This is a genomic window from Agromyces sp. Marseille-Q5079 (assembly GCF_051016555.1).
Taxonomy (GTDB): Bacteria; Actinomycetota; Actinomycetes; order Actinomycetales; family Microbacteriaceae; genus Agromyces.
The window spans coordinates 1-12,956 of sequence record NZ_JBPEJF010000009.1 but is presented as its reverse complement, the minus strand read 5'-3'; the positions used below and the strand labels follow the sequence as shown (position 1 = coordinate 12,956).

Genomic DNA, 12,956 nt, shown 5'->3' with positions numbered 1-12,956 from the left:
ATTGTGAGGCCTCCTCGGGTGGCGTATGCACAACCCTCCTGTTGCAGAGATCCTGCAGCCGTTTGAGTCCGAAGGAGGTGGGTTAGTCATGCACCAGTACGAGCTGATGGTAATCCTCGATCCCGAGATCGATGAGCGCACCGTTGCTCCCAGCCTTGACAAGTTCCTCAACGTCATCCGTAACGATGGCGGCAGTGTCGACAAGGTCGACATCTGGGGACGTCGTCGCCTGGCCTACGAGATCAACAAGAAGAACGAGGGCATCTACGCCGTCGTCGACTTCACCGCCGAGTCCAAGACCACCGACGAGCTCGACCGCCAGCTGAACCTCAGCGAGGCCGTCATGCGCACGAAGGTGCTCCGCGCAGAAGAGGCGATCGCACAGGTCGCCGCTCACGCGAAGGCTCAGGAAGAGAAGGCCGCCAAGAAGGCTGCCGCTTCGGCCAAGAAGGACGCCTAGTCCCCATGGCAGGCGAGACCATCATCACTGTGGTGGGCAACCTCACGGCAGATCCCGAACTGCGTTACACGCAGGGCGGACTGGCGGTTGCCAACTTCACCATCGCTTCCACTCCCCGGACGTTCGATCGTCAGGCGAACGAGTGGAAGGACGGCGAAGCGCTGTTCCTGCGCGCGAGCTGCTGGCGTGAATTCGCCGAGCACGTCGCGGGTTCGCTCACCAAGGGTTCCCGGGTCATCGCTACCGGACGTCTCAAGCAGCGTTCCTACGAGACGAAGGAAGGCGAGAAGCGCACCAGCATGGAGTTGGAGATCGACGAGATCGGTCCCTCGCTCCGGTACGCGACCGCTTCCATCACGCGTGCACAGTCCAACCGCGGTGCGGTCGGGGGTGGCGGCAACTCCTTCGGGGGCGGCGGCAACCAGTCCGACGACGCGTGGGCTCCCAGCGCTCCCGCAGCTCAGCAGAGCGGCGGCGGCGACGTCTGGAACACGCCCGGAACGAACTACGGCGACGAGACGCCCTTCTAGGCCCCAGGGCCGGTGAACGGATGCCGCCAGCCGGGGCATCCGATTCGCACATCGTTTTCTACAGACAGGAAATCCAATGGCTGGAAAGAGCAGCGGCGACCGCCGCAAGCCGAGCCGCGGGAAGGGCGCGAAGAACGCCGCCCCGGCGAAGTCGATCAAGGTCGGCATCATCGACTACAAGGACGTTGCGACCCTTCGCAAGTTCATCTCCGAGCGTGGAAAGATCCGCGCCCGCCGCATCACCGGTGTCTCCGTGCAGGAGCAGCGCCTCATCGCCCGTGCCGTGAAGAACGCACGCGAGATGGCACTCCTGCCCTACTCGGGCTCCGGCCGCTAAGGAGCACGACAATGGCAAAGGTTATTCTCACGCACGAGGTCACCGGCCTCGGCACGGCCGGCGACGTCGTCGAGGTCAAGAACGGCTACGCGCGCAACTACCTGGTTCCCCAGGGCTTCGCGACGCCGTGGACCCGCGGTGGCGAGAAGCAGGTCGAGCAGATCAAGGCCGCTCGCGCGGCTCGCGCCCTGCACTCGCTCGAGGACGCGCAGGCCCTCAAGGCCTCGCTCGAGTCCACCAAGGTCAAGCTCGCCGTGAAGGCGGGCGTCGGCGGTCGCCTCTTCGGCTCCGTCAAGACCTCGGACGTCGCGGCTGCGGTCGAGGCCGCCGGCCTCGGCTCGGTCGACAAGCGCAAGGTCACCATCACCTCGCCGATCAAGCTGGTCGGCGACCACGAGGCGATCGTGCGTCTGCACGACGAGCTCTCGGCCACGATCACCCTTCAGGTGGTCGCCGCGAAGTAATTCGCGCACGCACGACGAACGGCGGCTCGGGCTTCGGCCCGGGCCGCCGTTTCGCGTTTCCCCGGGCCGGCGCGGACGTGCGTGGACGAAGGCTGCGGCGGGTGCATTCCATCGCAGTTTCCTCGCGTTCGGGGCCTCTGAACGCAAGGATTCTTCAGGGTTTCCTGTGATCGTTGTACACAGGTGGGGTATCGCACACCGTGGACTTCTCAAGAAGTTTTTCCACACAGGTGTGGAAACTCTAAATGCCCGATCAACCTGAAATTCAACCCGTGTAATTCACACTATTTCCACAGATATCCACAGGCTGATTGCACATGTTCTGCGGCGTTTCGCCCAGATTGTCCCCAGAGTTATCCACAGGCTGGGTTGTGCTGTGGAGATGGCTTCCATATCGTGAAGCAGCGTCCTTCGATTCCCTTGATTCTCAATGCCGGGAAACCCCATGTCGGTGGTTCCCAGCAGACTCGGTCGTGGGCGCGCATCACGCAGCCCTCGCGGCTGGAACCGGAGGTCATGGAGTTGTCGATCGCGCACATCGGGCTCGCCGAACCTTCAGACGACGGTGACGCCCGCCGCGGCGAACGAGTACCTCCGCACGACCTGCTGGCAGAGCAGAGCGCGCTCGGCGGCATGATGCTCTCGAAAGACGCCGTCGCCGACGTCATCGAGACCGTTCGCGGCGTCGACTTCTACGTGCCCAAGCACGAGGTCGTCTTCAACGCGATCCTCACGCTCTACTCGCACGGCGAGCCGACCGACGTCATCGCCGTCACCGATGAGCTCACCAAGATCGGCGACCTGCAGCGTGCCGGCGGCATCGAGTACCTGCACACGCTCACGAGCATCGTGCCCACCGCGGCCAACGCCGGCTTCTACGCCTCGATCGTCGCCGAGCGAGCGCTGCTCCGGCGCCTCGTCGAGGCGGGCACGCGCATCGTGCAGATGGGCTACGCCGGAGAAGGCGAGGTCGTCGACCTCGTCAACAACGCCCAGGCCGAGATCTACTCCGTCACCGGCTCGGTCGAGACCGAGGACTACGTGCCGCTCTCCGACGCGGTCGCCGTGGCGATCGACGAGATCGAGGCGGCCAAGCACACCGACGGCAAGTTCACGGGCGTGCCGACCGGCTTCGCCGACCTCGACGACCTCACCAACGGGTTCCACCCCGGCCAGATGATCATCGTCGCCGCACGTCCCGCCATGGGAAAGTCGACGCTCGCGCTCGACTTCGCCCGCGCCGCGGCGATCACGAACGACCTGCCTGCCGTCTTCTTCAGCCTCGAGATGGGCAAGAGCGAGATCGCGATGCGCCTGCTCTCGGCCGAGGCATCCGTGCCCCTGCAGAACATGCGCAAGGGCACCGTCGACTCGCGCGACTGGACCACCATCGCCTCCACGCGCGGTCGCATCAACGACGCCCCGCTGTACATCGACGACTCCCCCAACATGACCCTGGTCGAGATCCGCGCCAAGTGCCGACGGCTCAAGCAGAAGGTCGGGCTCAAGATGGTCGTCATCGACTACTTGCAGCTCATGACGAGCGGCAAGCGCGTCGAGAGCCGCCAGCAGGAGGTCTCGGAGTTCTCGCGAGCCCTGAAGCTCCTCGCCAAGGAGCTGCAGGTTCCGGTCATCGCGCTCTCGCAGCTGAACCGTGGGCCCGAGCAGCGCGCCGACAAGATGCCCGCCATCAGCGACCTCCGCGAGTCGGGCTCGATCGAGCAGGATGCCGACATGGTGATCCTGCTGCACCGCGAGAGCGCCTACGAGCGCGACAGCCCTCGCGCCGGCGAGGCCGACCTCATCGTCGCCAAGCACCGAAACGGCCCGACCCGCACCATCACGGTTGCGTTCCACGGTCACTTCTCGCGCTTCGCCGACATGGTGCAGGGCTAACGCGCCACGGGACTCGTTGGGTCCCGCGCGCTGAGGTCCGTTTTCACCGGGATCGGCAGCGTCCCGGACGGCATCTCAGAGGTTGCGACGAGCGTCCGGGTCGTCTGCGAGCTGGTCTGCCAGGCGCGCCACGGCCTCTTGCTCGGCCTCGCTCAGCGGCGGGAGGCCGACTTCGTCGGCCGGAATGCCCGCGTACGGGGCGGCGCCGGGGAACTCCTGACTGAAGGAGCCCGCGACGACTCCCCCAGGGGGAACCTCGTCGCCTGCAGCGCCCAATAGTGTCTCTTCACCGGGACCCTGCTCCGGTACGTCGTCTCCGAGGTGCTTGCGATGCCACTTGCCGCTCATGTCCACTCCCACCGGTATTCCACTCCCACCAGTACCAACAGTGTCACACTGATCATCATCGCGACCATGAAGATGTGGGCGTCGGAGATCGCCGGCATTCGAGTCAGGGCGACATCGCCGCTCGGAACCTCCAGGATCGACGACCCGCCCATCAGGGTGAAGACGACGTCGGCTCGTGCGGGCGGACTGCCCCTGCACGATCGACTTCGGGTCTAGCCGTGCGCGGACATCGCGCGTACGGTCGAGCCATGGCGAAGCTCATCGAGAACCTGGCGGAATCGGTGCCCGCGTGGGGCGCGAAGGTGGCATACGGCGAGAAGACCACGGTGGACGGGCGGGAATTCGTGCCCGTGGCGCTCGTGGCCTTCGGCTTCGGCGGCGGCGAAGGCTCCGGCGACGTGGCGCCGACGGAGAAGACCCCGGAGGGCCGGGGTGAGGGAAGCGGTGGTGGCGGCGGCGGATACGCGGTGCCGATCGGGGCGTACATCGGCGGCCCCGACGGGTTGAAGTTCCGGCCCAACACCGTCGCACTCGCCGTCGTCGCGGTGCCACTGGTGTCCGCGCTCGGCGCGGCGCTGGCCGTGATCATCGGCGCGACCCGGTTCACCAACTCCCGCTGACCGCGGTGTGACATCCGAGGCGGTGTGACCACCCGCCTCGGATGATGTTGCGCGCCCGGATGCTGGGCGCGACGATGCTGCGCGCCCGGATGCTGCGTGCGTGGATGCTGCGTGCGCGGACGCCAGCCGCGCGCCGCCGCGGCGCGGCATCCGCCCCCTGAGGAATTCTGAAGATTTCTCCATTTCTTCGGTATTCAGTGTTGCTATCTACCGGTACTCATGCTTACTATGTACCGGTAGTCAGCAACACCGAGTAGTTGAAGGGAGGGGTTCCATGGGCAAGCAATCGACCGAGATGCTGAAGGGCACGCTCGAGGGAATCGTCCTCGCGATCCTGGCCGTTCGGCCGGCATACGGGTACGAGATCACGGCCCGGCTGCGCGATCAGGGCTTCACCGACATCGTCGAGGGCACCGTGTACGCGCTCCTGGTCCGCATCGAGCAGCGCGGCCTCGTCGACGTCGAGAAGGTGCCGTCCGAGAAGGGGCCGCCACGCAAGGTCTACTCGCTCAACGCCTCGGGCGGCGAGTACCTCGACGAATTCTGGAGGACGTGGAGCTTCCTCGCAGAGCGCATCGACCAGCTCCACCACCAGATCGAGAACGAACAGAACCACCCGTTCGAGAAGCATCAGGACGAAGGAGAGTAACCATGGCTGCGAAGTGGATCGAGACCCTCACCGGGTCGCTCGAGCAGAAGAAGCAGTACAAGCAGGCCAAGGCGCGCCTCGATGCGCTGCCCGAGCCCTATCGGACCGCCGCGAACGCGCTCAACCGGTACTTCATGTACTACGGCGGCGTCGTCGACGGCGACACGATCGTGCAGATGTTCGTCGACCAGGCCGACCTGTGGGAGCGCGCGGCCATCGACGGCACGCCCGTCAGCGACATCGTCGGCGACGACCCCGTCGAGTTCGCCGAGGCGTACGCCTCGGCCTACGGCGGCACGCAGTGGATCGACAAGGAACGCGCTCGCCTGGTCAAGGCGATCGACGAAGCGAAGAAGGGGGAACAGCGATGAACACCGAGATCGCCATCCGGGTGCAGGGCGTCGAGAAGTCGTTCAAGGACCTGCACGTGCTGCGAGGCGTCGACTTCGAGGTGAAGGCGGGCAGCATCTTCGCCCTCCTCGGCTCGAACGGCGCCGGCAAGACCACACTGGTCCGCATCCTCTCCACACTGTTGAAGGCGGATGCCGGCACCGCGACGGTGCACGGATTCGACGTGGTTGCGACGCCGGGCGACGTCCGCGAGTCGATCAGCCTCACGGGGCAGTTCGCGGCGGTCGACGAGGTGCTCACGGGCCGTGAGAACCTCGTGCTGGTCGCGAAGCTCCGCCACCTGAAGAACCCGGGCGCCATCGCCGACGACCTGCTGGCCCGGTTCTCGCTCACCGAGGCGGGCAGCCGCCGGGCGGGCACGTACTCGGGCGGCATGCGCCGCCGGCTCGACATCGCGATGAGCCTGATCGGCAATCCGCCGATCATCTTCCTCGACGAGCCGACGACCGGACTCGACCCGCAGGCGCGCATCGACGTCTGGCAGACCGTCAAGAAGCTCGCCGACGGCGGCACGACCGTGCTGCTGACGACGCAGTACCTCGATGAGGCCGAGCAACTCGCCGACCGCATCGCGATCCTGCACAAGGGCACCATCATCCAGAACGGCACCCTCGCCGAGCTCAAGCAGCTGCTCCCGGCCGCCAAGGTCGAGTACGTGGAGAAGCAGCCGACGCTCGAGGAGGTCTTCCTCACCCTCGTCGGAGAGACCGGCGAGACCGAAACGGACGATGCCGATGCGAGCCGCGCGAGCGATTCGGCCTCGGCAGGAAAGGAACTCCGATGACCACCCACGTCCTCGGCGACACCCGGGTCCTCACGGGCCGGTCGCTGACCCACATCCTCCGCAGTCCCGACACGATCATCACGACGGCGGTCACCCCGATCGCGCTGATGCTGCTGTTCGTGTACGTGCTGGGCGGAGCGATCAACACTGGATCCGATGAGTCGTACATCAACTACATGCTCCCCGGCATCCTGCTCATCACCATCGCGTCGGGCGTCGCGTACACCGCGTACCGACTGTTCCTCGACCTGCAGGGCGGCATCTTCGAGCGGTTCCAGTCCATGCCGATCGCAAGGTCGAGCGTGCTCTGGGCGCACGTGCTCACGTCCGTGGTCTCGAACGTCATCTCGATCGCGATCGTGATCGGCGTCGCGCTGCTCATGGGGTTCCGCACCGGGGCATCCGTGGGCGTCTGGCTCGCGGTCGCCGGCATCATGGTGATGTTCACCCTCGCCCTGACGTGGCTCGCCGTGGTCGCGGGGCTCTCGGCGAAGACCGTCGACGGCGCGAGCGCGTTCAGCTACCCGCTGATCTTCCTGCCGTTCATCAGCTCGGCGTTCGTGCCGACCGAGTCGATGCCGGCCCCGGTGGCCTGGTTCGCCGAGAACCAGCCGGTCACCTCGATCGTGGACACCACGCGGGCACTGTTCGAGGGCCAGCCGGTCGGCAGCGACATCTGGGTCGCCCTCGCCTGGCTCGTGGGCATCCTCGTGGTCGCCTACATCTGGTCGGTCTCCATCTACCGTCGCAAGTTCAGCTGAGCCGCCGGCACGCAGCAGGACGACGGATGCCGCCCGCTTCCCCTCGGGGACGCGGGCGGCTTCGTCGTGCATCCGTTCCTGCGGCGGCCTGCGGGGTCTGGCAGCCAGGAGTTCAGGTCGGACCCGCGGCCGGCGTCGGCCGGACGCGGTCCCTGGGTTCTGTTGATACATGATTCGCTGTACTATTGCGCGCATGTCGTCGACGATCGCCTCCGCCACGCACACGGCCGCACTGGCCCGCCTCGGGCACGCCCTCGCCGATCCGACCCGCGTCGGAGTGCTCCTCGCGCTCCGCGACGCGCCCGCGTACCCCTCCGATCTCGCCGAGGCGCTCGGCGTCTCGCGACAGGTGATGTCCAACCAGCTCGCGTGCCTGCGCGGGTGCGGGCTCGTCGAGGCGATGCCCGAGGGCCGGCGGTCCCGGTACCGGCTCGCCGACCCGCACCTCGCCCCCGCCCTCGACGAACTGCTCCGCGTGACGCTGGTCGTCGAGCCCGACTGCTGCGTCGGCGAGGGCTGCACATGCGCATGATCGGGCCCACGTCGTCGATCCCGGCCGACCGCCGGAAGCTCCTGCATCGCCGCATCCGCTGGATCGTCGGCGCGACGATCGCGTACAACGTCGTCGAGGCGATCGTGGCGATCACGGCCGGCACCGCGGCATCCTCCGCGGCACTGATCGGATTCGGCCTGGACTCGACGATCGAGGTGCTCTCGGCCGCCGCGGTGGCGTGGCAGTTCACGCGCCGGGAACCCGAGCGCTGGGAGCGCGGCACGCTCCGCGTCATCGCGATCGCGTTCTTCGCGCTCGCGGCTTACGTCACGGCGACCTCGGTGCTCGCGCTCGTCACCCGGGTCGAGGTCGAGCATTCGCCACTCGGCATCGCGATCACGGCGCTCAGCGTCGTGATCATGCCGTTCCTGTCGCTCCTCGAGCGCCGCACCGGCCGCGAACTCGGATCGGCGACGGCGGTCGCCGACTCCAAGCAGACGCTCATCTGCACGTACCTCTCGGCCGCGGTGCTCGTCGGCCTCGTGGCGAACAGCCTGCTGGGGTGGTGGTGGGCTGACGCCGTGGCCGGGTTGGTGATCGTGGTGTTCGCCGTGCGGGAGGGCGCCGAGGCCTGGCGAGGCGATGCGTGCGCGACATCCGTCGGCATGCTCCTCGAGGAGGGCGAGCACGAGGACGGGCACGCGAATGATCACGGCCACGATCACGATCACGGCCACGATCACGACCACGACCACGGAGACGCGCACCGGCGCTGACAGGTACGGACGGGGCCTCCCAGCGCTCGCCGAGCGCGCGTAGCGTCGAAGCCATGAGCATCATCCCGTCACTCACCCTGAACAACGGCGTCGAGCTGCCCTCCCTGGGCTTCGGCGTCTTCCAGACCGCACCCGAGGAGACCGTCGACGCCGTCAGCGAGGCGCTGAAGGTCGGCTACCGGCACATCGACACCGCGGCCGCCTACGGGAACGAGCGCGAGGTCGGCACGGCGATCGCCGCCTCTGGCATCCCGCGCGACGAGCTCTTCCTCGAGACGAAGGCGTGGATCAGCGACTACGGCTACGACGAGACGCTCCACGCATTCGACAAGTCGGCCGGCAAGCTCGGCGTCGACCAGCTCGACCTGTTCATCCTGCACCAGCCGCTGCCCACGGCTTTCGAGCGCACGCTGGGCGCCTACCGCGCGCTCGAGAAGCTCTACGCCGACGGGCGGGTCCGGGCGATCGGGGTCAGCAACTTCATGCCCGAGCACCTCGAGGAGCTCCTGAAGGTCAGCGAGGTCGTCCCCGCGGTGAACCAGATCGAGGTGCATCCGTACTTCCAGCAGCGCGAACTCCTCGAGCTCGACACCGAGCGCGGCATCCTGAATCAGGCGTGGTCGCCGATCGGCGGCATCACGTTCTACCGCGACGGCGTCGGCGGCAGCACGCTCGAGGACCCGGTGATCACGACGATCGCCGAGGCCCACGGCAAGTCGCCGGCCCAGGTGATGCTGCGCTGGCACCTGCAGGAGGGGCGCTCGGCCATTCCGAAGTCGACGAAGGCGCACCGCATCGCCGAGAACTTCGACGTGTTCGACTTCGAGCTCACGGCCGATGAGCTGGCCCGGATCGACGCGCTCGACCAGGGCGTTCGGCGCGGGCCCGAGCCGGTGAGCGTGACGCTCGAGACGTTCGGTCGTCCGATTCCGGAGGCCTGATCCTCGGGGCGGTGCGGGGCGGTGCGAGCACGGGCCCGCACCACCCGGCCGCGGATCGGCATTGGGCCGCTTGTCGTGATCCGGCTCGCGACGTACACTGACCGAGCGATATCCGAATAGCGCGTTCTTTTATAGAACACGAGCGGATGCCGCAGCCGGGCGCTCGACGACGCCGCGGTGCACCCACGACGAAGTGAGAAGCCCGTGCAGTTCCACCACTACGGTTACGTGTCCGGCGACCCGAGGGTCGAACCCGCGGCCGGCGTCGGCCTCGACCGCCCCGAGGAGCTGCCCGACGAGGTCGACGTGCTCATCGTCGGGTCCGGACCGGCCGGCATGGTCGCGGCGGCGCAGCTCGCGCAGTTCCCGGCCGTCACGACGCGCCTGGTCGAACGGCGCGGCGGTCGTCTCGAGATCGGCCAGGCCGACGGCATCCAGGCACGTAGCGTCGAGACCTTCCAGGCGTTCGGGTTCGCGGAGCGGATCATCGCCGAGGCGTACCGCATCACCGAGATGGCGTTCTGGAAGCCCGACCCCGAGAACCGCGCGAACATCCACCGCGCTGCCGTCACCCCCGACGACCCGACCGGAATCAGCGAGTTCCCGCACCTCATCGTGAATCAGGCCCGCGTCCTCGACTACTTCGCCGAGTACGCCCGCAACTCCCCCGGCCGCATCGTGCCCGACTACGGGTGGGAGTTCGTCGGGCTCGAGGTCGCGCAGCCCGACGCCGACGGCGGGCTGCCCGAGTACCCCGTCACCGTCACGCTCGAACGGGCCACCGGCGTCGGCGTCGGCGCGGGCGACGCCTCGCACGCGGCCCCGCTCGACGGCGAGCTCACGGGCGAGCGCCGCACGGTGCGCGCGAAGTACGTCGTCGGAGCCGACGGCGCGCGCAGCCGAGTGCGGGAGTCGATCGGGGCGCAGCACGTCGGCGCGCAGTCCTTCCACGCCTGGGGCGTCATGGACACGCTCGCCGTGACGGACTTCCCCGACATCCGCACGAAGTGCTCGATCCAGTCGGAAGCCGGCAACATCCTGCTCATCCCGCGCGAGGGCGGGCAGCTGTTCCGCATGTACGTCGACCTCGGCGAGGTGGCCGAAGACGACCACGGCGCCGTGCGCAGGACGACGCTCGACCAGGTCATCGCGAAGGCGAACGACATCCTGCACCCCTACACGCTCGACGTGCGCAACGTGCCGTGGCACTCGGTGTACGAGGTCGGCCACCGAGTGACCGACCGGTTCGACGACGTGCCGCTCGAGGCGCAGGGCAGCCGAACGCCGCGCGTGTTCATCACGGGCGACGCCTGCCACACGCACAGCGCCAAGGCCGGCCAGGGCATGAACGTCTCCATGCAGGACGGCTGGAACATCGGCTGGAAGCTCGGGCACGTGCTCGACGGCCGCGCCGATGCGGGGCTCCTCGAGACGTATCACGCCGAGCGCCACGTCGTCGCGGCGGAACTCATCGCCTTCGACCGCGAGTGGTCCAAGTTGATGGCGACCAAGCCCGAGGACCTCGGCGACCCGGCGGAGCTCGAGGAGTTCTACGTGCGGACGTTCGAGTTCCCGGCCGGCTTCATGACGCAGTACGAACCCTCGATGATCATCGGGTCGCAGCAGCACCAGGAGCTCGCGACCGGGTTCCCGGTCGGCAAGCGCTTCAAGTCGGCGCCCGTCGAGCGGGTCTGCGACGGCAACCCCGTGCACCTGGGCCACCACCACCGCGCCGACGGGCGGTGGCGCATCTACGCCTTCGCTGACGCGGCTCCCGCGACGACGGATGCCTCGGGCTCGGCACTCGCGTCTTGGGCGACGTGGCTCGCCGAGGCATCCGATTCACCCCTCGCGGCGCACGTTCCGTCGGGCGGCAGCTTCGACGACGTCTTCGACGTGAAGGTCGTCTACCAGCAGCCGCATCTCGAGGTCGATCTCGGTACGGTGCCGAGCGTGTTCCTGCCGGCGACCGGGCCGTTCGGGCTCACCGACTACGAGAAGGTGTACGCGACCGACCCGGCGCACGACATCTTCGAGGACCGCGGGCTCTCGCGCGACGGCGTCGTCGTGGTCGTGCGACCCGATCACTACGTCGCGCAGGTGCTGCCGCTGTCGGCCACGGCCGAGCTCGCCGAGTTCTTCCGGGGTGCGCTGCTCGTGGTCGAGTAGGGAGCGCAGCGAGCGTATCGACACCCTCGGAGCGGAGCCGCTCAGCCGCGCTCGGCGAGCAGGTCCTCCATGAGGGCGATCTCCGCGTTCTGGCTCGTCACGACCGACGTGGCGAAGGGCGTGACGAGCGCGTTCGTCGATCGCTCGAGCACCGCGTCGGCCATCTCGATCGCGCCGCGGTGATGCGCGATCATCAGTTCGAGGAAGATCCGTTCGGCGTCGACCCCGCTGGCGGCCTGCAGCTCGGCGATCTGCTCGGGGGTCGCGAGGCCCGGCATGGGCCGGCCGGGCTCATGCGTCCCGCCGTCGTGCGCGTCGTGTTGCGCCGTGCCTGCCGGCGCCTTGGTCATCCAGGTCATCGACGGCTCGGATGCCGCCTGCGGCAGCGCCCACGCCCGCAGCCATCCGTACAGCTGACCTGCCTGCTGCGACTGCGTCTGGGCGATGTCGTACGCGAGCAGCCGGATGTCGGGGTCGTCGGTCTCGTCGCGCACGATCATCGCGAGCTCGGCGCTCTGGAGGTGGTGCACCTGCATGTCGCGGGCGAATCCGGCCTCGGCGCTGGCATCGGTCGGCGTGGGTTCCGCGAGCGTGCTGAGCCGCCCGATCGAGAAGGCGACGACGGCGACCACCACCAGGGCGACGGATGCCGCGATGAGCACCGACATCCGTCCGACGGAGCCGTTCCGAGGGGTCATGAGACCTTGCCGGGGGCGTCCAGCGCGCCGGTGCAGGGTGCGCCCGGCTCGGGCACGTTGCCGTTCTGCCAGTACTCCTCGATGAAGGACTCGATGCGGGAATCGTCGACGTCGTCGACGGACAGCTGCGTGTTCCATCCGCTCAGGACGATCTGCCCGGGCAGGCCCTCGAACGGCGAGAGGATCACGTAGGTCGACGGGAGCTTCGCCCGCAGTTCGGTGAGGTCGGACTCGGACAGCGACGGGTCGTAGGTGATCCAGAGCGCGCCGTGCTCGAGCGAGTGGACGGCGTTCTCGTTCGGGACCTGCTCGGTGTAGACGCCGCAGTTCAGCCATGCCGGGTTGTGCGGGCCGCCGACGGGCGGCGTCTGCTCGTAGTCCACTGGGCCTTCGACGTGCTCGGATGCGTTGTCGAACGTCGCGACGCCCTCGATCTCGACGCCGTCGCCGCCGGCCGCGTAGGTTCGCGGCTGCGGGGTAAGGACGATCGCCGTGACGATGAGGGCGACGACGACGCCGCCGCCGACCGCCGCGGACCAGATCCCGATCCGGCGGTTGCGCTTCGTGCGGGCCTCGCGCCGCCGGTGCTCCTCCAGTTTCCTGGCGCGTTCGTCGGCCC

At 68.0% G+C, this 12,956-nt stretch carries 17 protein-coding genes; 14 read left to right on the top strand and 3 right to left on the bottom strand.

What is annotated here, in order from left to right; all coding sequences use genetic code 11:
* The first annotated feature begins 88 nt into the window (after window positions 1–88).
* The 5 genes from rpsF (at window position 89) to dnaB (ending at window position 3,687) form a co-directional block, all read left to right on the top strand.
* Window positions 89–460, top strand: coding sequence for a 30S ribosomal protein S6 (gene rpsF / locus ACR3IO_RS16905; protein WP_055854044.1), 372 nt, complete (start codon window positions 89–91; stop codon window positions 458–460).
* Between the two features lie 5 nt (window positions 461–465).
* The gene (locus ACR3IO_RS16900; RefSeq protein ID WP_434072396.1) at window positions 466–990 is read left to right on the top strand and encodes a single-stranded DNA-binding protein; all 525 of its coding nucleotides are present in this window, start codon (window positions 466–468) and stop codon (window positions 988–990) included.
* A 76-nt stretch (window positions 991–1,066) separates the two neighbouring features.
* The gene (rpsR, locus tag ACR3IO_RS16895; protein WP_022889097.1) at window positions 1,067–1,327 is read left to right on the top strand and encodes a 30S ribosomal protein S18; all 261 of its coding nucleotides are present in this window, start codon (window positions 1,067–1,069) and stop codon (window positions 1,325–1,327) included.
* Window positions 1,328–1,338: 11 nt separating this feature from the next.
* Window positions 1,339–1,791: a 50S ribosomal protein L9 gene (rplI, locus tag ACR3IO_RS16890; protein WP_434072395.1), complete on the top strand. Its 453-nt coding sequence runs from the start codon at window positions 1,339–1,341 to the stop codon at window positions 1,789–1,791.
* A 522-nt stretch (window positions 1,792–2,313) separates the two neighbouring features.
* On the top strand, window positions 2,314–3,687 hold the full coding sequence (gene dnaB / locus ACR3IO_RS16885) for a replicative DNA helicase (protein WP_434072529.1): 1,374 nt from the start codon (window positions 2,314–2,316) through the stop codon (window positions 3,685–3,687).
* Window positions 3,688–3,762: 75 nt separating this feature from the next.
* Here dnaB and ACR3IO_RS16880 read toward each other — a convergent pair whose 3' ends face one another.
* A complete protein-coding gene (locus ACR3IO_RS16880; protein WP_434072394.1) occupies window positions 3,763–4,035 on the bottom strand; it encodes a hypothetical protein in 273 nt (90 codons plus the stop codon).
* A 248-nt stretch (window positions 4,036–4,283) separates the two neighbouring features.
* Here ACR3IO_RS16880 and ACR3IO_RS16875 point away from each other — a divergent pair, with 248 nt between their 5' ends.
* From ACR3IO_RS16875 to ACR3IO_RS16835, 9 genes are all read left to right on the top strand, one after another.
* Window positions 4,284–4,655, top strand: a complete 372-nt coding sequence (locus tag ACR3IO_RS16875) for a hypothetical protein (protein ID WP_434072393.1) — start codon at window positions 4,284–4,286, stop codon at window positions 4,653–4,655.
* Between the two features lie 274 nt (window positions 4,656–4,929).
* Window positions 4,930–5,304, top strand: coding sequence for a PadR family transcriptional regulator (locus ACR3IO_RS16870; RefSeq protein WP_434072392.1), 375 nt, complete (start codon window positions 4,930–4,932; stop codon window positions 5,302–5,304).
* A gap of 2 nt (window positions 5,305–5,306) precedes the next feature.
* On the top strand, window positions 5,307–5,675 hold the full coding sequence (locus ACR3IO_RS16865; RefSeq protein ID WP_434072391.1) for a DUF1048 domain-containing protein: 369 nt from the start codon (window positions 5,307–5,309) through the stop codon (window positions 5,673–5,675).
* Window positions 5,672–6,499, top strand: a complete 828-nt coding sequence (locus ACR3IO_RS16860) for an ABC transporter ATP-binding protein (protein WP_434072390.1) — start codon at window positions 5,672–5,674, stop codon at window positions 6,497–6,499. The genes ACR3IO_RS16865 and ACR3IO_RS16860 overlap by 4 nt, the downstream gene beginning before the upstream one ends.
* Entirely contained in the window at window positions 6,496–7,260 is a 765-nt protein-coding gene (locus ACR3IO_RS16855) for an ABC transporter permease (protein ID WP_434072389.1), read from the top strand. Before ACR3IO_RS16860 ends, ACR3IO_RS16855 begins: the two co-directional genes overlap by 4 nt.
* Before the next feature lie 193 nt (window positions 7,261–7,453).
* On the top strand, window positions 7,454–7,792 hold the full coding sequence (locus tag ACR3IO_RS16850; RefSeq protein ID WP_434072388.1) for an ArsR/SmtB family transcription factor: 339 nt from the start codon (window positions 7,454–7,456) through the stop codon (window positions 7,790–7,792).
* Window positions 7,789–8,529: a cation transporter gene (locus ACR3IO_RS16845; RefSeq protein ID WP_434072387.1), complete on the top strand. Its 741-nt coding sequence runs from the start codon at window positions 7,789–7,791 to the stop codon at window positions 8,527–8,529. Before ACR3IO_RS16850 ends, ACR3IO_RS16845 begins: the two co-directional genes overlap by 4 nt.
* A gap of 53 nt (window positions 8,530–8,582) precedes the next feature.
* On the top strand, window positions 8,583–9,470 hold the full coding sequence (locus ACR3IO_RS16840) for an aldo/keto reductase (RefSeq protein WP_434072386.1): 888 nt from the start codon (window positions 8,583–8,585) through the stop codon (window positions 9,468–9,470).
* A gap of 204 nt (window positions 9,471–9,674) precedes the next feature.
* Window positions 9,675–11,639 (top strand): FAD-binding monooxygenase, encoded by a 1,965-nt coding sequence (locus ACR3IO_RS16835; RefSeq protein WP_434072528.1) that lies wholly within the window; start codon window positions 9,675–9,677, stop codon window positions 11,637–11,639.
* A 41-nt stretch (window positions 11,640–11,680) separates the two neighbouring features.
* On the opposite strand, the gene ACR3IO_RS16830 is transcribed toward ACR3IO_RS16835, so the two are convergent.
* Both ACR3IO_RS16830 and ACR3IO_RS16825 read right to left on the bottom strand, forming a co-directional pair.
* Entirely contained in the window at window positions 11,681–12,337 is a 657-nt protein-coding gene (locus ACR3IO_RS16830) for a DUF305 domain-containing protein (RefSeq protein ID WP_434072385.1), read from the bottom strand.
* The coding region (locus ACR3IO_RS16825) for a DUF3105 domain-containing protein (protein ID WP_434072384.1) at window positions 12,334–12,956 on the bottom strand (623 nt) is incomplete at its 5' end. The genes ACR3IO_RS16830 and ACR3IO_RS16825, both read right to left, overlap by 4 nt.